Origin of the sequence: Mesobacillus subterraneus, assembly GCF_003937825.1 — a bacterium.
In the GTDB taxonomy this organism is placed as follows: Bacteria; Bacillota; Bacilli; order Bacillales; family Cytobacillaceae; genus Mesobacillus; species Mesobacillus subterraneus.
The window spans coordinates 29,006-46,669 of record NZ_RSFW01000003.1; the positions used below are offsets into that span (position 1 = coordinate 29,006).

Genomic DNA, 17,664 nt, shown 5'->3' on the forward strand with positions numbered 1-17,664 from the left:
CCTAACCATTTCGAAGGTCATAATACACCCCCAAAAAAACTATATCCTTTAAATTAACTCGCACACCTTTAGCGAGTTTTTTTACTATCATAAAAACCATTTTTTCATTATGTGAAAAAAACAGCCGGAGTTATTTTACATAATGTCTAATGAAAGCATGGATCAAATAAAAGATAATTTTACTATAAGGTGAGTTTTTTAAATATTTAGAAAAAATAAGGAGGTTAAGAAGTAATGACTGTCATAAAAAATGAAACAGCTGTCTTGAAGAATTATATCAATGGGGAATGGGTGGATGCGCAAAGCACAGAAGCGCTTGATGTGCCAAATCCGGCAACAGGTGAAGTGCTGGCGAGAGTCCCTATTTCATCAAAAGCGGATGTAGAGCTTGCGGTAAGCGCTGCGAATGAAGCCTTCAAAACATGGAAGAACACGCCGGTGCCAAAAAGGGCGCGAATTTTATATAAGTACCATCACCTGTTGACGGAAAATCATGAAAAGCTGGCAAAGCTGATCGTCCAGGAGAATGGAAAAGCCTATAAAGAGGCACATGGAGAAGTCCAGAGGGGCATTGAGTGCGTGGAATTTGCGGCTGGCGCACCAACTCTGATGATGGGGGAAAGTCTTTCAAATATTGCAGAGGATATCGACTCTGAAATGTTCCGTTATCCGCTGGGGGTAGTTGGCGGAATTACTCCGTTCAACTTTCCGATGATGGTACCGTTGTGGATGTTCCCATTGGCGATTGCATGCGGTAATACATTTGTCCTAAAACCATCTGAACGGACACCGCTTTTAGCCAATGAATTGGTTGAGCTCTTCAGTGAAGCAGGTGCTCCAAAGGGAGTTTTGAATATCGTTCATGGTGCCCATGATGTCGTGAATGGACTGCTGGACCATAAGGATGTCAAGGCAATCTCTTTTGTCGGGTCACAGCCAGTCGCCAAATATGTCTACGAAAGATCGGCTGCTCAAGGGAAACGTGTTCAGGCATTATCTGGAGCGAAAAATCACCACATTGTCATGCCGGATGCGGATATGGAAAAGGCCGTTACGCATATTGTCAGTTCTGCTTACGGAAGTGCCGGTCAGCGATGCATGGCGTGCAGTGCTGTCGTTGTTGTGGGCGAAGGTGAGCAGTTCGTCCAGGCGTTAAAACAGAAGGCAGACGAGCTTGTGATTGGGAATGGTCTGGATGATGAGGTTCTTTTGACTCCGGTCATCAGGGATTCACATCGTGAAAAGGTACTGGGTTACATTGAAAAAGGTGTCGAAGAGGGTGCGACTCTCCTGCTGGATGGCCGAAATGAACTTGATAAATTGAAGGACGGAACGTTCCTGGGCCCAACAATTTTTGATCATGTGACCCCAGATATGACGATAGCAACGGATGAAATTTTTGCACCGGTATTAAGCTTGTTGAGGGCGGAGGATTTGGATGAAGCACTTGAGTATCTTCGAAAATCCCGTTACGGAAATGGTGCGACCATTTATTCGAAGGACGCAAGGGCCATTCGACAGTTCAGAGAGGAAGCAGATGCAGGAATGCTGGGAGTCAATGTTGGCGTACCGGCAACCATGGCCTTCTTCCCATTCTCCGGCTGGAAAGACTCCTTCTATGGAGATCTTCATGTGAATGGCAAGGATGGCGTTAACTTCTTCACTCGTAAAAAAATGATCACTTCACGTTTCGATTATTAAATATAGGTATAAGTATGAAATAGAGCTTGGGAGGGAGGCAGGTATGACTAAAATTAAACAAGGTGAGGATTTCCTTACAAAGGACCGGGATTATGTCTGGCATTCGATGAAGCCGTACAGCCCTGACAGTACGTTGATTGCCGAAAAGGCGGAAGGCTCATGGGTGACGGACCATAACGGAAAAAAATATCTGGATGCCATGGCTGGACTGTGGTGTGTGAATGTTGGATACGGAAGGACAGAGCTTGCGGATGCAGCCTATGAGCAGCTGAAGCAAATGGCCTATTTTCCGCTCAGCCAGAGTCACATTCCTGCGATTAAGCTAGCGGAAAAATTAAATGAAATCCTTGGTGACGAGTATGTGATTTTCTTTTCGAACAGCGGGTCGGAAGCGAATGAAACGGCCTTCAAGCTGGTAAGGCAGTACCATCAGCAAAATGGAGAGCCTGGCAGATACAAATTCATTTCCCGCTATCGTGCTTACCATGGAAATTCGATGGGGGCGCTTGCTGCAACAGGCCAGGCGCAGCGGAAATACAAATATGAACCGCTTGCTCCCGGCTTCCTTCTTGTAGCACCGCCTGATTTGTACAGGGATGCCGATCAGGTTGACACGGATGCCGCTGATCTGCAATCGATCAAGGAAATCGACCGGGTGATGACCTGGGAACTGAGCGAAACGATTGCCGGTGTCATCATGGAGCCGATCATCACAGGCGGCGGAGTCATTGTTCCACCGGACCAATATATGAAGGGTGTTAAAGAAGTTTGTGAAAAACATGGAGCCTTGCTGATCGCTGATGAGGTCATTTGCGGCTTCGGCCGGACAGGGAAGCCTTTTGGCTTCATGAATTACGATGTCAAACCGGATATCATCACGATGGCAAAGGGAATAACGAGTGCCTATCTCCCATTGTCGGCAACGGCAGTCCGCAAGGAAATCTACGAAGCTTTTAAAGGCTCGGAGGAATACGATTATTTCCGCCACGTCAATACATTTGGAGGAAACCCTGCAGCATGTGCCCTGGCCTTGAAGAACCTTGAAATCATGGAAAATGAGAAACTTTTTGATCGCTCAAGAGAACTGGGGGACTATTTAAAACAAAGTTTAGCGTCAAAACTTAAGGATCACCCTTTTGTTGGGGATGTCAGAGGTAAGGGATTGCTTGTCGGCATTGAGCTGGTGAAGGATCAGGCAACCAAGGAACCTCTTGGAGCTGATCTTGTGAATAAAGTCATTGGCGCCTGTAAACAAAAGGGATTGATCATTGGCAAGAACGGAGCCACAGTGGCTGGTTACAACAATGTCCTGACCCTTGCGCCGCCGTTGAACATTGAAATGGAAGACCTGGATTTCATCATCCAGACACTGTCTGAAGAGTTGAAAGGAATTCTGTAAAATCACCATCTATGACACTCGTAATCCTATCCGCTGAGCGGGATTACGAGTGTTTTGTACAAATGACTATTTTACTTGAAAGGTAGATGGACGATGAGAATTGGTGTACCTAAAGAAGTCAAAAACAACGAGAACAGGGTCGGCCTTACACCAGCAGGGGTGATGCAGCTGACACAGCACCAGCATCAGGTTGTGATTGAAAAAGGGGCCGGAGTTAATTCCGGGTTTATCGATGAGCTTTATATAGAAGCTGGAGCCGTGATTGCCGAGACCGCCACCGAGGTGTGGAAAAGCGAGATGGTCATCAAGGTCAAGGAGCCAACGCCAGATGAGTATAAATACTTTTATGATGGCCTGATTCTGTTCACGTATTTGCACCTTGCTGCAGACCGAGCGTTAACGGAAGCCTTGATCGAAAAGAATGTTGTCGCTGTGGCCTATGAAACGGTTCAGCTTCCGAATCGGGCATTGCCGCTGCTCACACCGATGAGCGAGGTTGCCGGCAGGATGGCGACGCAGATTGGGGCTGCCTATCTTGAAAAAACTCACGGCGGAAAAGGGGTATTGCTTGGCGGGGTTCCTGGTGTGAGCAGGGGAAAGGTGACAATCATTGGCGGCGGCGTGGTGGGTACAAATGCAGCGAAGGTTGCAGTGGGGCTGGGTGCGCAAGTGTCGATACTGGATGTAAGCCCGGACCGGCTCAGGGAACTGGATGACATTTTTGGGCATAGCATCACAACGCTGATGTCCAGCCCATACACGATCGCTGATACTGTTGCTGAATCCGACCTGGTCATTGGGGCAGTCTTAATCCCAGGTGCAAAGGCTCCGAAGATTGTTACGGAAGAAATGGTCTGCATGATGCAGGAAGGCTCCGTGATCGTCGATGTGGCAATCGACCAGGGAGGAATATTCGAAACGGCCACCCATGTTACCACGCATGCGAACCCAACCTATGTAAAACACGGCGTTGTCCATTATGCGGTCGGAAATATGCCCGGTGCTGTCCCGCGGACATCGACAATCGCGCTGACCAATGTGACAGTTCCATATATTTTACAAATCGCCAATAAGGGATACGAGCGGGCATTTGCAGAAAACGAAGCCTTACATAGAGGGCTGAATGTCTTGAATGGGAAAATCGTCTATGAAGAAGTGGCAAAGGCACACCAGATGACAATGATCTAGATTGGATGAACCTATAAGGCTAAAATACTCTGCAAAAATGGAGGCGAAAAGTATGACTCTGCAAACCATAACCATCAATAAACTGCGCCTGGAGCAGCGGATCAATGAACTGGCGGAAATCGGCAAAATTGGTGAAACCGGCGTATGCCGGGTGACCTTAACAAAAGAGGACAGGCAGGGCGTAGAGAAGGTGAAGAGCTGGATGGAAGAAGCCGGCCTGACTGCGAGGATTGACCATTTTGGCAATTTAATCGGCCGGCTTGAAGGTGAAAATCCAGATGCGCCGATTTTGATGCTTGGCTCCCATATCGATTCTCAGCCCTATGGCGGAAGGTTTGATGGTGTCATCGGCGTGCTGGGGGCACTGGAAGTCGCGCAGACGATGAAGGAGCAGAACATCGTACCGAAAATGCCGATTGAGGTGGTTGCTTTTAGCGATGAAGAAGGCTGCCGATTCAATAAAGGATTATTCGGTGTCAGGGGAATCCTTGGTAAGCTGGAAGATGGGGAGCTTGAACGGACGGACAAGGATGGTATAACAAGACGGCAAGCCTTAATCGACTTTGGCTGTGATCCAGATAAATTACAGGAATCTGAATATCCAGAAGGAAGCATCGCTGCTTTTCTGGAAATGCATATTGAACAGGGTCCTGTTCTCGAAAAAAACAATTTGCCGGTCGGAATTGTCACCGGGATTTCTGGTCCGCTATGGCTGACTGTCGAGCTTGAGGGCTTTGCGGGACATGCTGGCTCAGTGCCGATGCCAATGAGGCAGGATGCGCTGGTGGGGGCTGCGAAGGTGATTGTTGCTCTTAACGAACTTGCCAGTGAAGACTCCGATGCTCCAACTGTCGGAACCGTGGGAAGTCTGAACATATTCCCGGATTCGCGCAACATAATCCCTGAAAAAGTCACGTTCACTGTTGATTTAAGAGATATTGATATTGATAGGAGACACAGGATCGAAGAAAGGCTAAGAACTAGAATTTCTGAGATTACTGCCCAGCATGGATTGACATGCACAATCTCCGAGGATACAAACAGTGAGCCGCGGTACTGTGACAAGGAAATCATGGACGTCATGAGGGAAGAGAGTGAAAGGATCGGCCTTGATACGATGGAACTGATGAGCGGGCCATTCCATGATTCCCTTGCCTTGTCCTATGTGTGTGATTATGGGATGATTTTTGTCCGCTGCAAGGACGGAATCAGCCACAATCCAAAGGAATTCTCAACATTTGAGGACATTACTTTAGGTGCTGAATTGCTTTATCGAACAGCAGTCAGGATGGCCGAACAAACCTAAACAAAGAGGAGATGAGACAAGTTGAGCAAAGCGAAATTTAATACTCTGTATATTGCAGTAGGATTCATACCCTTTTTGATGCTCGTGTTCCCGTTTTTCGAAATCGCGAACAGGGCCACACCGATTATTTTCGGATTACCTTTTTCGTTCTTCTGGGTAATTTTGTGGATCTTCATCACTTTTGTGGCTCTGGTTGTTTTATACCGTTTTGACCCAGATCAGGATGAGGAGGGGGATGTGTGATGCCAGGATGGCAAATAGCACTTGTCATGATGATTTTGTACCTTGTTATCGCTCTCTTTGTCGGTATTATGGCAGGCAGGGGAAGAGATGGCAGCTCGCTCGATGAATTTGCAGTAGCAGGCGGCAAGCTTGGATTGTTCGTGATGTGGTTCCTGATGGGCGGAGCGGTCTTCAGTGCTTTCTCGTTTTTGGGAGCACCAGGATGGGCCTATTCTAAAGGAGCACCGGCTTTATATATTATTACTTATACGGCCTTTGCCATTTTACCGTGGTATATCATTGGCCCTAAAATCGGGAAAATCGGCAAGAAGCACAGGCTGTATACGGTGGCTGGATTCCTGAAAGGCAGGTTCAACAGTCCTGCCCTGGCTGTCATTGTTGGTTTGATTGCGCTTTTTGCTTCGATTCAATACCTGGCTACTCAAATGTCAGGAATGGCGATTATTTTTGAAATCATGACCGAGGGAAGAATCCCGTTCTGGTTAGGTGCACTTTTATCCTATGGAATTGTTGTTGTTTATGTTGCGACAGGAGGCTTGCGCGCGGCTGCCTGGTCGGATGTTTTCCAGGGATTATTGATGATTTTGATTTCCTGGATTGTTGGTTTGACGATCGTCTATCAGCTTCATGGCGGTACGACGGATATGTTTGCCACCATGGCAAGGGAAACACCTGAATTCCTTCAGATCGGCAAAGAGGGATCATCAATGGGGACGGTTGCTTATACGACAACCATTTTGGTTTCGGTTATCGGGTTCTTAATGTGGCCGCACTTATTCTCAAAATCGTATGCATCCAGCCCGCGAACCATCAAAAAGACGGTTCTTGCATACCCAATTTTCGCACTTTTCCTGGTTCCGCTTTTGCTCGTAGGGTTTGCAGCGAAAGGAATTGTTGACTCTGGCCAGCTTCAGAGTGCTGATCAGATTCTGCCTTATTTGATCACAACCGTCATGAATTTGCCTGGCTGGCTGTATGGACTGGTTGGGGCTGGCGCGCTAGCAGCAGCGATGTCCACTGCTGATGCGATTACACATAGCGCCTCATTGGAAGTGACAGATGGGGTAGTTAAGTCCATTTGGAAAAACCTTTCCGATAAGACGACACTCTTAATCATGCGGGTTGGCGTGTTCGTCATTGGTGCTTTGGCCTATTACATCACCGTTTTCGGAGGACAAGGCCTGATTGCCTTGCTATTAGGAGCTTATGGATCCATCGTCCAATTTGCTCCAGGAGTTTACAGTGCCCTTTTCTGGAGAAGAGCCACAACCCATGGCGTCATCTCTGGTTTGGTTGTAGGGACACTGGTGAATTATTATTTCCAGCTGGTGGCCACGTCTACGCCATTTGAAATCCATGCAGGAATTTTAGGACTGATTTCTAATATTGTCATTATGGTAACGGTTAGCTTGTTGACGAAAAAGCAGTCAGAAGAAGATATTAATCGCTATGTGGATGTAGCTTAATCTGAAAAAATCGTCAGGCTGAGTCTGGCGATTTTTTCATAACAGAAGGGAGAACCAATGAAGGCAGATCTTATTTTTATTAATGGTGAAGTCATTACAGTTGATGAACAAAATCGTGTTGCAGAAGCGGTTGCGGTTAAGGGGAATCGGATTTTTGCGGTCGGGACAACGGCTGAAATAAAGGAATTCACGGCAAAAACAACGACTATTGTGGATATTGAAGGCAAGACGTTAATGCCTGGTATCATCGATGCCCATATCCATCTGACGATTTATGGAACGAATCTATTGGGAGTCAGCTGTATTGAACCCCATATTCAGTCATTGGAAGACCTTTTCATTGACCTTCGTAAAAAAGTCCAATCGACACCAAAGGGCGAATGGGTAAGAGCATGGGGGTTCAAAGAATCGAACTTCAAGGAAAATCGTTACCCTACTAAAGAAGAGCTTGACTCTATTTCTGCGGTTCATCCTATTGTCATCATCCGAACATGCAATCACACAAGCATAGTGAACAGTAAAGCACTGGAGATTGCCGGAATTGATGAAAACACGCCTGACCCTGAAGGAGGAATTATCGAAAGGAATACAGATGGCAGCTTAACTGGAAGAATGATCGAAAACGCGCATATGCAGGTTTTTCAATATGCGAGCTATTCGAATGAGGAAATTCGAAAAGGAATGAAGCTAGCCTCTGAGGAATTTATCAAAGCGGGGATTACTTCCATTCATGATGCTGGCGGGTATGGTGATGGAGCTGAAATTATCCGGATCATGCAGCAGGCAATCAAGGCAGAAGAAGTGAAGATCCGGGTCTATGCTATGGTAGGGTCTTTAACCAATTCTCACGAGTTTGTGAAGAGAATGGTCGATGCTGGGCCGATTTCAGGACTGGGTGATGAGCATTTTAAAATTGGACCGGCAAAATTGTTCACAGATGGAAGCAGCGTAGGGCCGACAATTGCTACGAGAGAAGGATACACGCATGACCCTGCTGACAACGGAATTATCTATTACAGCCAGGCAGAACTGAACCGGATTTTAGGAGAGGCTCATGAAAAAGGATTCCAGCTTACTGCCCATGCACAGGGGGACAGAGCTGTCGAAATGCTGTTGAACTGTTATGAAGAAGCCCTGGCTAAACATCCACGAGTGGATCATCGCCACCGCATTGAGCATGCCGGGATCTCATCGCCTGATTTACAGGAAAGAATGAGAAAACTAGGCGTGGTGGTAACGCCGAACCCAGTGTTTATGTATGCGAATGGAGATAAGTATCTCGAATACTATGGAGAACGTGTGGACGTCATGTATCCGATTCGGGATTTGATCGACAAGGGAATCACAGCCGCGATTGGTTCAGATGCACCGGTGACATTTCTCGATCCGCTGTTAGGCATACATGCGGCAGTTAACCGGCAATCAATTGATGGCCAGGCAGTAGGAAGCAACCAATGTATCGATGTAATGGAAGCAATCAGGGCTTACACCTGGAATGGGGCATATGCCAGCTTTGAGGAAACAATCAAGGGAAGTATCGAGCCTGGTAAACTAGCTGATCTGGTGGTCCTTGATTCTAGCATTATGAAAAAAGAAAAAAGTGAAATTAAAGAGATGACAGTAGAGTTAACCATGGTTGACGGGAAAGTTCTATATGATCTGAAAAAGGTTGCTGAAAGGGAAGTTGAATACGAATATTAACTATCAGAACAAGCTGATGACTTCAGCTTGTTTTTTCTATTTGATAATAATCTTGCTATTCCGTCTATTTTGTAAGCGCTTGCTATGTGAAACTATTCACAAGTATAATAAGAGTGTAAATAAAACAATTAATCCATTCCGGGAGGAACTCAAAATGTTAGCTGACCTCATTTATGAATTCAAGAGCTGGTGGTTTACGGATATGCCAAAGGTTGGGAATGAGGAATTCGAAAGAATAGAGTCAAAGCATACTAGAGTTCATCATGATGAAGATATTTATGAAATCATTCGAGTGCATTAGGATAAATAATAGCAAATTGCAACAGGCCAAATCGCGTTTTGATTTGGCTTCTTTTTATTTTCTTTATCTTCAAGTATAGTTTGATAGAAGAGTTAGGGGGTTAGAGGGTGAATCAACTTACTTTACATAAGTTTCAATCCAAAGATTTTGATGACTATTTTCGATTGGTTTCGAATGAGGCGGTCATGGCGATGATTACAGAACGGTCGATTCCGTTGAATGAAGCAAAAGAGAATTTTCGAAGGATTGTAGAGCGTAATGCCAGGCTTAATGAATTCGGGTCTTATAAGGTGGTTGACAGAATTACCAACCAATTTGTAGGTTTCGGCAGTTTGATTTTAAATGAAGAGCAAGCCGTTGAAGCGGAACTAGGTTATATGCTGTTGCCGGAGCATTGGGGAAAAGGGTACGGCAGCGTGATTGCTGATCTCTTGATAAAAAAAGCCAGTAACACGACGGTAAACCGGTTAACTGCGATGATTGATCCAAAGAATATAGCTTCAAGAAAAATATTAATCAAAAAAGGATTTGTCTCAGAAAAGGTGTGCGAGATCGATGAACTGCCCGGAGAGATTTTAACCAGGGAAATTTAATATTAAAAAAGCAGTGTTTACGTTGGGGATCGTAACACTGCTCATTTTTATATTGAAAATAGAAAAGTCATGTGATAAAGTTATATAGATATGCATTGTTTAATTAAATTTTAATATATTTATCCTTATTTTAATTATACAATGAAATCTATTTGACAGTCAACCCTAAAATTCATTTTTTTAAGGAGTGTATGCCATGAATTTGGAGTTTCAGCGGGAGCAAAGACGAGCGGACAGTGTGATGGAGAGAATTGCTGAGGAAATCAACAGGTTGGAGACTGAGACCTCCAGGCGAAAAAATGAAGTGGTTCATATCCGGAAACACTTCTGGGATGAGATCAAAGTGAATACTGACACTTTTGATGATTACCTGGAGACGATCATCGGCTTGAGGCAAGAGGCCCAGGCCCTGTCCGTAAGTCAAAGCACACATAAGCATGCATCCAAAACATTGTCCACGTTGCGCAGGATGCAGGAAATTCCTTACTTTGGCAGGATTGATTTTATTGAAAATGGCAGTTCCACTGAGGAAAAAATCTATATTGGAATCTCTACCCTTACAGATACTGCGGGCGATGATTTTCTAATTTATGATTGGCGGGCTCCGGTTTCCAGTGTCTATTACGATTATCAGCCTGGACCTGCTGCGTATACAACTCCTGAAGGTGAAATCCATGGTGAATTGAAGAAAAAAATGCAATATTTGATCCGTGGCGGTGTTCTGCAATCGATGTTCGATACGAGTCTAACCATTGGGGATGAAATTCTCCAACAGGTTCTCGGCAAAGGTACCGATAAACAAATGCATAATATTGTCGCCACGATCCAACAGGAGCAAAACCGGATCATCCGTCATGACCGAGGAAAGCTTCTGATCGAGCACGGTGCAGCTGGGAGCGGCAAAACATCAGCTGCTTTGCAGCGAATCGCTTATTTGCTCTACAAATATCGGGATCAACTGAATGCTGATCAAATTATCCTCTTTTCTCCAAATACGATGTTCAACAGTTATGTATCGAATGTGCTGCCGGAGCTCGGTGAGGAAAATATGCAGCAGGTGACCTTTCAGGAATACCTCGATCAACGGTTGAGTAAAGAGTATCGAGTGGAAACCCCATTTGAACAGTTGGAATATGTATTAACAGCAGCCAGTAATCCCTCGTATCGCCCCAGGGTAATGGGCATCCAGTTTAAAGCATCGAACCGCTTTTTCAAGGCGATTGAAACTTACAGGAAATCACTTGAGCGATCAGGAATGTTGTTTAAAGGAATCAACTTTAGGGGAAAACCGGTTGTCACTGCAGAAGATATTGCAGATAGATTTTACTCTGTCGGGACGTCTAACCGGTTCCCTAACAGACTTGAACAGTTGAAGGATTGGTTATTGATCAAATTGAAAGAAGCCGAAAAGGCCGAACGGAATAAGCCGTGGGTTCAGGAGGAGATTGAGCTTCTAAGTGACGATGAGTATCACAAGGCACATGCGTATCTGGCGAAAAAACGAGGGTATCAACGGGAATCGATGGGCGAATATGAGATGGAGCCAAAAGCACTTTCGCGATTGATCGTTCGCCGTAAATTGAAGCCGCTGCGAAATCAAATTCGGTCGTATGCTTTTATTGATATAAAAGGGATCTACAAACAGCTTTTTGCGGATCCTCAGGAAATCAGAAAGTGGATTGTGGACGAATCACCCGAGGGATGGGCGGAGATTTGTCAGTTGACACAGGATAGGCTGGATCATGGTCAATTATTGTATGAGGACGCCACTCCGTTTTTACATTTGAAAGAGATGATTCTTGGTTTTCAAACAAACAGTTCCATTAAACACATCGTGGTGGATGAGGCGCAGGATTATTCACCATTTCAATTTGAGTTCCTGAAGCGTTTGTTCCCTGCGGCAAAGATGACCGTGCTCGGTGATTTCAATCAGGCCATTTTCGCCCACGCAAGCGAAATGGTTGATTTTCAGCCGCTGACCAATCTATATGGAAAGGACGAAACCGAAGTGGTTAATATGGCAAGAAGCTACCGGTCAACCAAACCGATCATCGAATTTACAAGAAGTCTCGTTCCAAACGGCGAAAGGATCATTCCCTTTGAGCGAGACGGCGAGCGTCCTGTTCTGAAGCAAGTGAACAATCGTGATGATCTGCATAGTTCTATTGCTGGGAAAGTAGAAGAGTTGAGGAGCCAAGGTTATCAAAGCATCGCGATCATATGCAAATCTGCGGAAGAAAGCAGCAGAGCCTTTGAAGTACTGTCCGGTGTCGGTGTTGAAGAGCTCAAACTCCTGAAGAGCAGTTCGCTTGAATATGAACAGGGGATCGTTGTCGTGCCGTCGTACCTGGCGAAAGGAATCGAATTTGAAGCTGTCATTCTTTATGATGCCTCTGAGAAGATTTATGGTGACGAAAGCCTGCGACGGGTATTCTACACCGCCTGCACAAGAGCTATGCATCAATTGCAGCTATACAGCGCAGGCGAACCGAGTCCACTTTTGCAAAAAGCTTTGCGGGATGGGTTAATTGAGGGATGAAGCTTTGTGATGTTAAGCTGTATCGTTCATATACTTTTATAGGCTTTAGACTAAGACGCTTTTCGATTATAGAAAAGCGTCTTTTTTTGAGAATCGGTGGTGAAAAAGAGGGGTTTAATCCAGTTTTATGGAAATCTTTTATACCACAACCAATGGGCCGGCACAGTGAGGGCACTATGCACAGCTTTATTCTTCAGCTCAGCTTTGCGGTTTTATAACTTCGGACATTTTGGCAGCCATTCCACGAGATTTTGTCCGAAGTCCTGTCAACTTCGGACATTTTTGCAGCCATTCCACGAGATTTTGTCCGAATCCTGTCAACTTCGGACATTTTGGCAGCCATTGCACCGCATTTTGTCCGAAGGCATGGGAACTTCGGACATTTTGGCTGCCATTGCACGAGATTTTGTCCGAAGTCCTGCCAACTTCGGACATTTTGGCAGCCATTGCACGAGATTTTGTCCGAAGTCCTGTCAACTTCGGACATTTTCACAGTGGTTCCAGCGGATTTTGTCCAAAGTCATGCCAACTTCGGACATTTTGGCAGCCATTGCACCGCATTTTGTCCGAAGGCATGGGAACTTCGGACATTTTCAGAGTCGTTTCACTAGATTTTGTCCGAAGGTATACCAACTTCGGACATTTTAGCTTTTGAATTTAAAATGATTGATAGTTCAACCAAAACTACTGTTTATAAGAAATTTATATACTGAATTCAATAGTTTTAGCAGTTCTTTCTACAGCAGATTGTCCCAAAATTTGTTCAACAATATATAGTGCCATATTTATTCCTGATGAAACTCCACCAGAAGATATGAGGTTCCCATCTTGTACAACTTTTTGATCCGATAGTACTAGAATTTCAGGATACTTTTCTTGTAGCAATTTGAGCGCTAGATGGTGGGTAGTTGCCTTCTTTCCATTTAACAAGCCAGTTTCCCCTAATATCTATGCTCCAGTACATACTGAACATATATATTCGATATTTTTATGCCTATCAATCCACTCTATTATCTTTTGTTTTTTAGCCACAGATTGTACCGCTCTTAAAGGCCCGCCTGGCACTATTAAGATATCTAACTCAGGACTTTCGTCAATGCTATAATCAGGTTTTACTTTTTACACCTGAATGAGTTTTTATTTCCATTCTTGTTTCCGAAATGGTGAATACTTTAAATGGCATAGTCGGTAATAAATGCTTTTTATAAAGGGTTATTGCTTGTTCAGCTATATTATTTGCCGATAATGATAAACCTCAGCGGGACCAGCAAAATCTAAAATATCTACATAGTCATACAGTAAAATTAAACAAAAAACTCTGCTCACGTTTCGAAAAGTGAGTGACTTTTGTTGTTGCACGTGTGATACATTAAGATGGACGTCTTTTATAAATAATCCTTTAAATCAAATGAATAAATTTAGATATTAAAGGAATTGCATGCACAAGTTATAGGGGACTAGACTGAGAGATTTCTGCAAACTCGCGACTTCCACTATAGCAGCGGTTAACTTTAAGAAGATTTTCTTCATTAAACCATAGAATATTTATACCCACTTGAAACCAAAGAATAAATAACAAAAATAAAAGCAGAGGTAATTGTCTAAGAAAAGTAGAAATCTATAAAGAAATAAGGAGGTGTAGATATTGCCTGATCAGTTTATGAAAAGCGATGATAGAAAACAATTGAGTGCGGACTGCGAAAATTGTTTTGGTTTATGTTGTGTGGCTTTATCATTTACTGCCTCCTCGGATTTTGCTTTTGATAAAGGAGAAGGGACTCCTTGCAGAAACTTAAAGACAGACTTTCGTTGTGGAATTCATAAAAACTTAAGAATAAATGGTTTTAGAGGATGTACGGTATATGAGTGTTTTGGGGCAGGTCAAAAGGTATCTCAAGTGACATACAATGGAGTTGATTGGCGGATTCGTTCTGCAATAGCAAAGGAAATGTTTTTAGTATTTCCTGTAATGCAACAACTTCATGAAATGCTTTATTACTTAAATGAGGCTCTTAGTTTAGAAGCTGTTCAACCAATCTATAAGGATTTAGAGCAGGCAGTAAAGGAAACAGAACAGCTTACATATCTAAGCTCAGAATCTATCTTAGACCTCTATATCCCAAGCCATCGTGACAAGGTTAATGAGTTACTGAAGAAAACTAGTGAGTTAGTTCGAACCAAGGTAAAGAGTAGCATAAGCCATAGAAGGATGAGAGAACGAAAAAAGATTAGAGGTCGTGATTTGATCGGTGGAAATTTTAGAGGTGCAAACCTTAGAGGAGTCAATTTGAGAGGAGCTCTACTTATTGCTTCCGACCTTCGAGGAGCGGATTTAAGGGAAACGGACCTAATTGGTGCTGACTTAAGAGATGCTGATTTAAGCGGTGCTGATCTAACAGGATGTATTTTTCTTACCCAGGTACAAGTAAATTCGGCCAATGGGGATATTCATACAAAATTACCGCTTTCATTAAAAATTCCTGAACACTGGCTTGTTTAATTTATTATTGGTCGACCTTATATAGCTGCAGAAGCAGGCTTGGTTTAATTAATTCAGAGTGCAGGGAGACTGGATCCCTACACTCTGATAATTCTGTATTATTTTGTATTCGTAAATCCTCCATCGATTCTGATCACTTCGCCGTTTATATATTCCGCTTTGGAAGTTAGGAGGAATGTGACCAGCTCGGCAACTTCTTCAGGCTTCCCGAGGCGTTTTTGCGGAATTCCTTTTGTCGCATTTTCTTTCATTTCTGGGTTGGCTGCGTAGAATTCCTTGACCATTGGTGTTTCAGTTGGTCCTGGTGCAATGGCGTTTACCCGCAATCCATCTTTTCCATATTCGGCTACCATACTTTTGGTCAGGCCGATGATTCCGTGCTTGGTAGCGGAGTACGTTACGACTGAATCCTGTCCAATGACCCCGGCACTTGATGCAGTGTTCACAATGGATCCCCCGCCATTTTTAAGCATCACTTCAGCGACATAACGGACACCATATAGTGCGCCCATTAAGTTGATTCCAACGATTTTATCCATTTCTTCAATGGCAGAATCCAGGAAGTACACGCCGCTGCCCGAAATCCCCGCATTGTTGAAGAAATAGTCGATCGTTCCAAAGTGCTCAACGGTTTTATCTACATAATTTTTAACTTCTGCATGATTTGAAACATCCGCTTTGATAAAAATCGCATCCACGCCTGCTTCTTTTAGCATTGTTACCGTTCCATTTCCGCCTTCTTCGTTCACATCAACCACTGGAATGTTGACGCCCTCTTTAGCTAATCGAAGGGCAGTGGACTGTCCTAATCCGCTGCCTCCGCCTGTGATTACAGCAACTTTACTCATGAAAATTACCTCCAATATAACTCTTTTTTTCTTATTATGTCCGATTAAATGAAAACCATGGCCCTTTCTATAAGTACCCTGAATTATTCTGAAAAAACGTTCGTTCTATCTGGATCAATTTAAGTCTTCTTGAAGGAAATCGTCATCTTTCTGTGGAAGATAGTGGAATGAGAGTAGCAAGGAGGTCATTTATGAAAAAGTCATCCATTTTGATTCTTGGAACAGACCATTTTTCTTCACAAAATAACGGAGATCTGTTCATGACGGAAAAAGAGAATATGCTATCAGAAACGAAACAAGTTGAACTAAATGAAGTCATAACTTGCTTGAAAGGGTACAGGCCAACAAAAGTGGCCTTAGAAGTTTTAAAAGAAAACGATGTTGAATTGAATAGACAATATACTTCATATGTAAAAGGGGATTATAGGTTAACCATTAATGAGGTCGATCAAATAGGATTCCGCTTGGCGAAGGAATGCGATCTTCAAGGAGTTCATGCTGTGGATTGGAATAAAGACCAAGATGGTGTCCCGGATTTTAATGAGTTAGGTGGATTGGTGGAGTCTGATGAGTACAAAGCATTTTTAAAATTAGGACAGGAACTAACCGATACATCAAATTCATACGCACAAAATCATACGGTAAAAGATTTTTTCCTCTGGCTTAATGATCCGGTCAATATTTTAAGAGGCCAAGAAATTTATATGAAACTGGCTTTAGTAGGGAGTGAGAGCAACCCGGCAGGCGCCATGTGGACAGCAAAGTACTGGTATTATCGCAATTTACTCATCTATAAAAACCTGGTCAGTTTAATCGATTCATCTGATGAACGGATTTTTGCGCTATATGGTGCAGGCCATCTTCATTTACTTTTACAGTTTATAAAAGAGGGCGGACTCTTTGAGGTAGAATATGTAAGTGATTATTTAGGTTAGTATTTAATCTTCGTTCATTATATCCCTTTAAGCACTATACTATGGAAACCTATGAGGAATAGTAAATGGTTCAAAAAAATGAAATTATGAAGATTCTTACTGAGAAAAGTTTGTTAGAGAACAATGGTCTGGAATTTAAGGCTATGAAGGGTGGAACCACCAACGGTTTGTTGTATACACTCTTTTTAGAAAATAACCCTGCGTATGTAGTGAAAATTGACCGTCCAAGCATTATAAGTGCCACTGAGGATTTCCTTTTAGCTTATCAAGATATTCCATTACTCCCAAATGTAATTTACACCGCTGTAAATAAGGAATACATCGTTTACTCGTATATTGCTGGGGAAACTCACTTTAATCGGTGTTCAAAATTGGAATGGATGGCACAAATAACAGAAGGGCTTTTTAATCGATATAAAAAGGTGGATCAGGAAATTCCCTGGGGCAGGATAATTGGAACTGAAAGGATATCCTGGGCAGAGTTTAATCGTATCAGTTTAGAGTCAGCAAAAGAAAGTATTGGCGATATTCTTCCAAGCGAAGACCATAGAAGAGTGGGAATGACCGTAGATTCGCTAAAAAAATATCATGACAAGGAAGAAAAGTATTATCTGCATGGAGATACTGGTGTACATAATTTTGTATACTCTGCTAATGAATTAAAAGGAGTGATTGATCCATCGCCCTTAATCGGTCCGAAAATATACGATTTTACTTACGCCTTTTGTTCGTCACCTGATGGTTTAGATATAAGTACACTTATGAACTCGTTTTCGCTATGGAAAGGCAGCACGTCCATAAGCAGAGAGCGCTTGATGCATGAAGTGGTTTTTCAATTATATACACGTATCGGAGTTTGTAATAAGGTTCACCCCCATGACCTTAACGAATATATGGAAGCTTGGGAGATGTGGAGAGAGTACCTGGAGTAGAGATGGAACTTA

Annotated in this window: 15 protein-coding genes; 13 read left to right on the plus strand and 2 right to left on the minus strand. The window is 43.5% G+C overall.

What is annotated here, in order from left to right:
• The first annotated feature begins 234 nt into the window (after positions 1–234).
• The 10 genes from EJA10_RS02340 to helD all read left to right on the plus strand — a co-directional run bounded on the left by EJA10_RS02340 (position 235) and on the right by helD (position 12,437).
• Positions 235–1,701, plus strand: a complete 1,467-nt coding sequence (locus EJA10_RS02340; protein WP_125478404.1) for a CoA-acylating methylmalonate-semialdehyde dehydrogenase — start codon at positions 235–237, stop codon at positions 1,699–1,701.
• 43 nt (positions 1,702–1,744) lie between these two features.
• Complete coding sequence (locus tag EJA10_RS02345; protein ID WP_125478405.1) at positions 1,745–3,100, plus strand: aspartate aminotransferase family protein; 1,356 nt, start codon at positions 1,745–1,747, stop codon at positions 3,098–3,100.
• Between the two features lie 93 nt (positions 3,101–3,193).
• On the plus strand, positions 3,194–4,288 hold the full coding sequence (gene ald, locus EJA10_RS02350; RefSeq protein ID WP_125478406.1) for an alanine dehydrogenase: 1,095 nt from the start codon (positions 3,194–3,196) through the stop codon (positions 4,286–4,288).
• Positions 4,289–4,340: 52 nt separating this feature from the next.
• Positions 4,341–5,594 (plus strand): M20 family metallo-hydrolase, encoded by a 1,254-nt coding sequence (locus EJA10_RS02355; protein ID WP_125478407.1) that lies wholly within the window; start codon positions 4,341–4,343, stop codon positions 5,592–5,594.
• Positions 5,595–5,615: 21 nt separating this feature from the next.
• Positions 5,616–5,837, plus strand: a complete 222-nt coding sequence (locus EJA10_RS02360) for a DUF3311 domain-containing protein (RefSeq protein ID WP_125478408.1) — start codon at positions 5,616–5,618, stop codon at positions 5,835–5,837.
• A complete protein-coding gene (locus EJA10_RS02365) occupies positions 5,837–7,303 on the plus strand; it encodes a sodium:solute symporter family protein (protein WP_125478409.1) in 1,467 nt (488 codons plus the stop codon). The genes EJA10_RS02360 and EJA10_RS02365 overlap by 1 nt, the downstream gene beginning before the upstream one ends.
• A gap of 57 nt (positions 7,304–7,360) precedes the next feature.
• Positions 7,361–9,004 (plus strand): amidohydrolase, encoded by a 1,644-nt coding sequence (locus EJA10_RS02370; RefSeq protein WP_125478410.1) that lies wholly within the window; start codon positions 7,361–7,363, stop codon positions 9,002–9,004.
• 154 nt (positions 9,005–9,158) lie between these two features.
• A complete protein-coding gene (locus EJA10_RS23185; protein ID WP_170169037.1) occupies positions 9,159–9,305 on the plus strand; it encodes a hypothetical protein in 147 nt (48 codons plus the stop codon).
• 107 nt (positions 9,306–9,412) lie between these two features.
• Positions 9,413–9,898, plus strand: coding sequence for a GNAT family N-acetyltransferase (locus tag EJA10_RS02375; RefSeq protein WP_125478411.1), 486 nt, complete (start codon positions 9,413–9,415; stop codon positions 9,896–9,898).
• Between the two features lie 196 nt (positions 9,899–10,094).
• A complete protein-coding gene (gene helD, locus EJA10_RS02380; protein WP_125478412.1) occupies positions 10,095–12,437 on the plus strand; it encodes an RNA polymerase recycling motor HelD in 2,343 nt (780 codons plus the stop codon).
• 702 nt (positions 12,438–13,139) lie between these two features.
• On the opposite strand, the gene EJA10_RS02385 is transcribed toward helD, so the two are convergent.
• Positions 13,140–13,385, minus strand: a complete 246-nt coding sequence (locus tag EJA10_RS02385; protein WP_125478413.1) for a DJ-1/PfpI family protein — start codon at positions 13,383–13,385, stop codon at positions 13,140–13,142.
• Between the two features lie 712 nt (positions 13,386–14,097).
• Here EJA10_RS02385 and EJA10_RS02390 point away from each other — a divergent pair.
• Entirely contained in the window at positions 14,098–14,937 is an 840-nt protein-coding gene (locus tag EJA10_RS02390) for a pentapeptide repeat-containing protein (protein WP_125478533.1), read from the plus strand.
• 98 nt (positions 14,938–15,035) lie between these two features.
• Here the strand turns inward: EJA10_RS02390 and EJA10_RS02395 are convergent, their stop codons facing one another.
• Complete coding sequence (locus EJA10_RS02395; protein ID WP_125478414.1) at positions 15,036–15,785, minus strand: SDR family NAD(P)-dependent oxidoreductase; 750 nt, start codon at positions 15,783–15,785, stop codon at positions 15,036–15,038.
• 191 nt (positions 15,786–15,976) lie between these two features.
• Here EJA10_RS02395 and EJA10_RS02400 point away from each other — a divergent pair, with 191 nt between their 5' ends.
• Positions 15,977–16,720: a DUF5694 domain-containing protein gene (locus EJA10_RS02400; protein WP_125478415.1), complete on the plus strand. Its 744-nt coding sequence runs from the start codon at positions 15,977–15,979 to the stop codon at positions 16,718–16,720.
• Positions 16,721–16,785: 65 nt separating this feature from the next.
• Positions 16,786–17,652 carry a hypothetical protein gene (locus EJA10_RS02405; protein ID WP_125478416.1) on the plus strand — a complete coding sequence of 289 codons (867 nt, stop codon included), beginning with the start codon at positions 16,786–16,788 and terminating at the stop codon, positions 17,650–17,652.
• Positions 17,653–17,664: the final 12 nt, after the last annotated feature.

Excerpts from the sequence above, each read along its gene's own strand:
- EJA10_RS02340 (WP_125478404.1), top strand. The coding sequence starts at position 235 with ATGACTGTCATAAAAAATGAAACAGCTGTCTTGAAGAATTATATCAAT.
- EJA10_RS02345 (WP_125478405.1), top strand. The coding sequence starts at position 1,745 with ATGACTAAAATTAAACAAGGTGAGGATTTCCTTACAAAGGACCGGGAT.
- ald (WP_125478406.1), top strand. The coding sequence starts at position 3,194 with ATGAGAATTGGTGTACCTAAAGAAGTCAAAAACAACGAGAACAGGGTC.
- EJA10_RS02355 (WP_125478407.1), top strand. The coding sequence starts at position 4,341 with ATGACTCTGCAAACCATAACCATCAATAAACTGCGCCTGGAGCAGCGG.
- EJA10_RS02365 (WP_125478409.1), top strand. The coding sequence starts at position 5,837 with ATGCCAGGATGGCAAATAGCACTTGTCATGATGATTTTGTACCTTGTT.
- EJA10_RS02370 (WP_125478410.1), top strand. The coding sequence starts at position 7,361 with ATGAAGGCAGATCTTATTTTTATTAATGGTGAAGTCATTACAGTTGAT.
- EJA10_RS23185 (WP_170169037.1), top strand. The coding sequence starts at position 9,159 with ATGTTAGCTGACCTCATTTATGAATTCAAGAGCTGGTGGTTTACGGAT.
- helD (WP_125478412.1), top strand. The coding sequence starts at position 10,095 with ATGAATTTGGAGTTTCAGCGGGAGCAAAGACGAGCGGACAGTGTGATG.
- EJA10_RS02390 (WP_125478533.1), top strand. The coding sequence starts at position 14,098 with ATGAAAAGCGATGATAGAAAACAATTGAGTGCGGACTGCGAAAATTGT.
- EJA10_RS02395 (WP_125478414.1), bottom strand. The coding sequence starts at position 15,785 with ATGAGTAAAGTTGCTGTAATCACAGGCGGAGGCAGCGGATTAGGACAG.
- EJA10_RS02400 (WP_125478415.1), top strand. The coding sequence starts at position 15,977 with ATGAAAAAGTCATCCATTTTGATTCTTGGAACAGACCATTTTTCTTCA.
- EJA10_RS02405 (WP_125478416.1), top strand. The coding sequence starts at position 16,786 with ATGGTTCAAAAAAATGAAATTATGAAGATTCTTACTGAGAAAAGTTTG.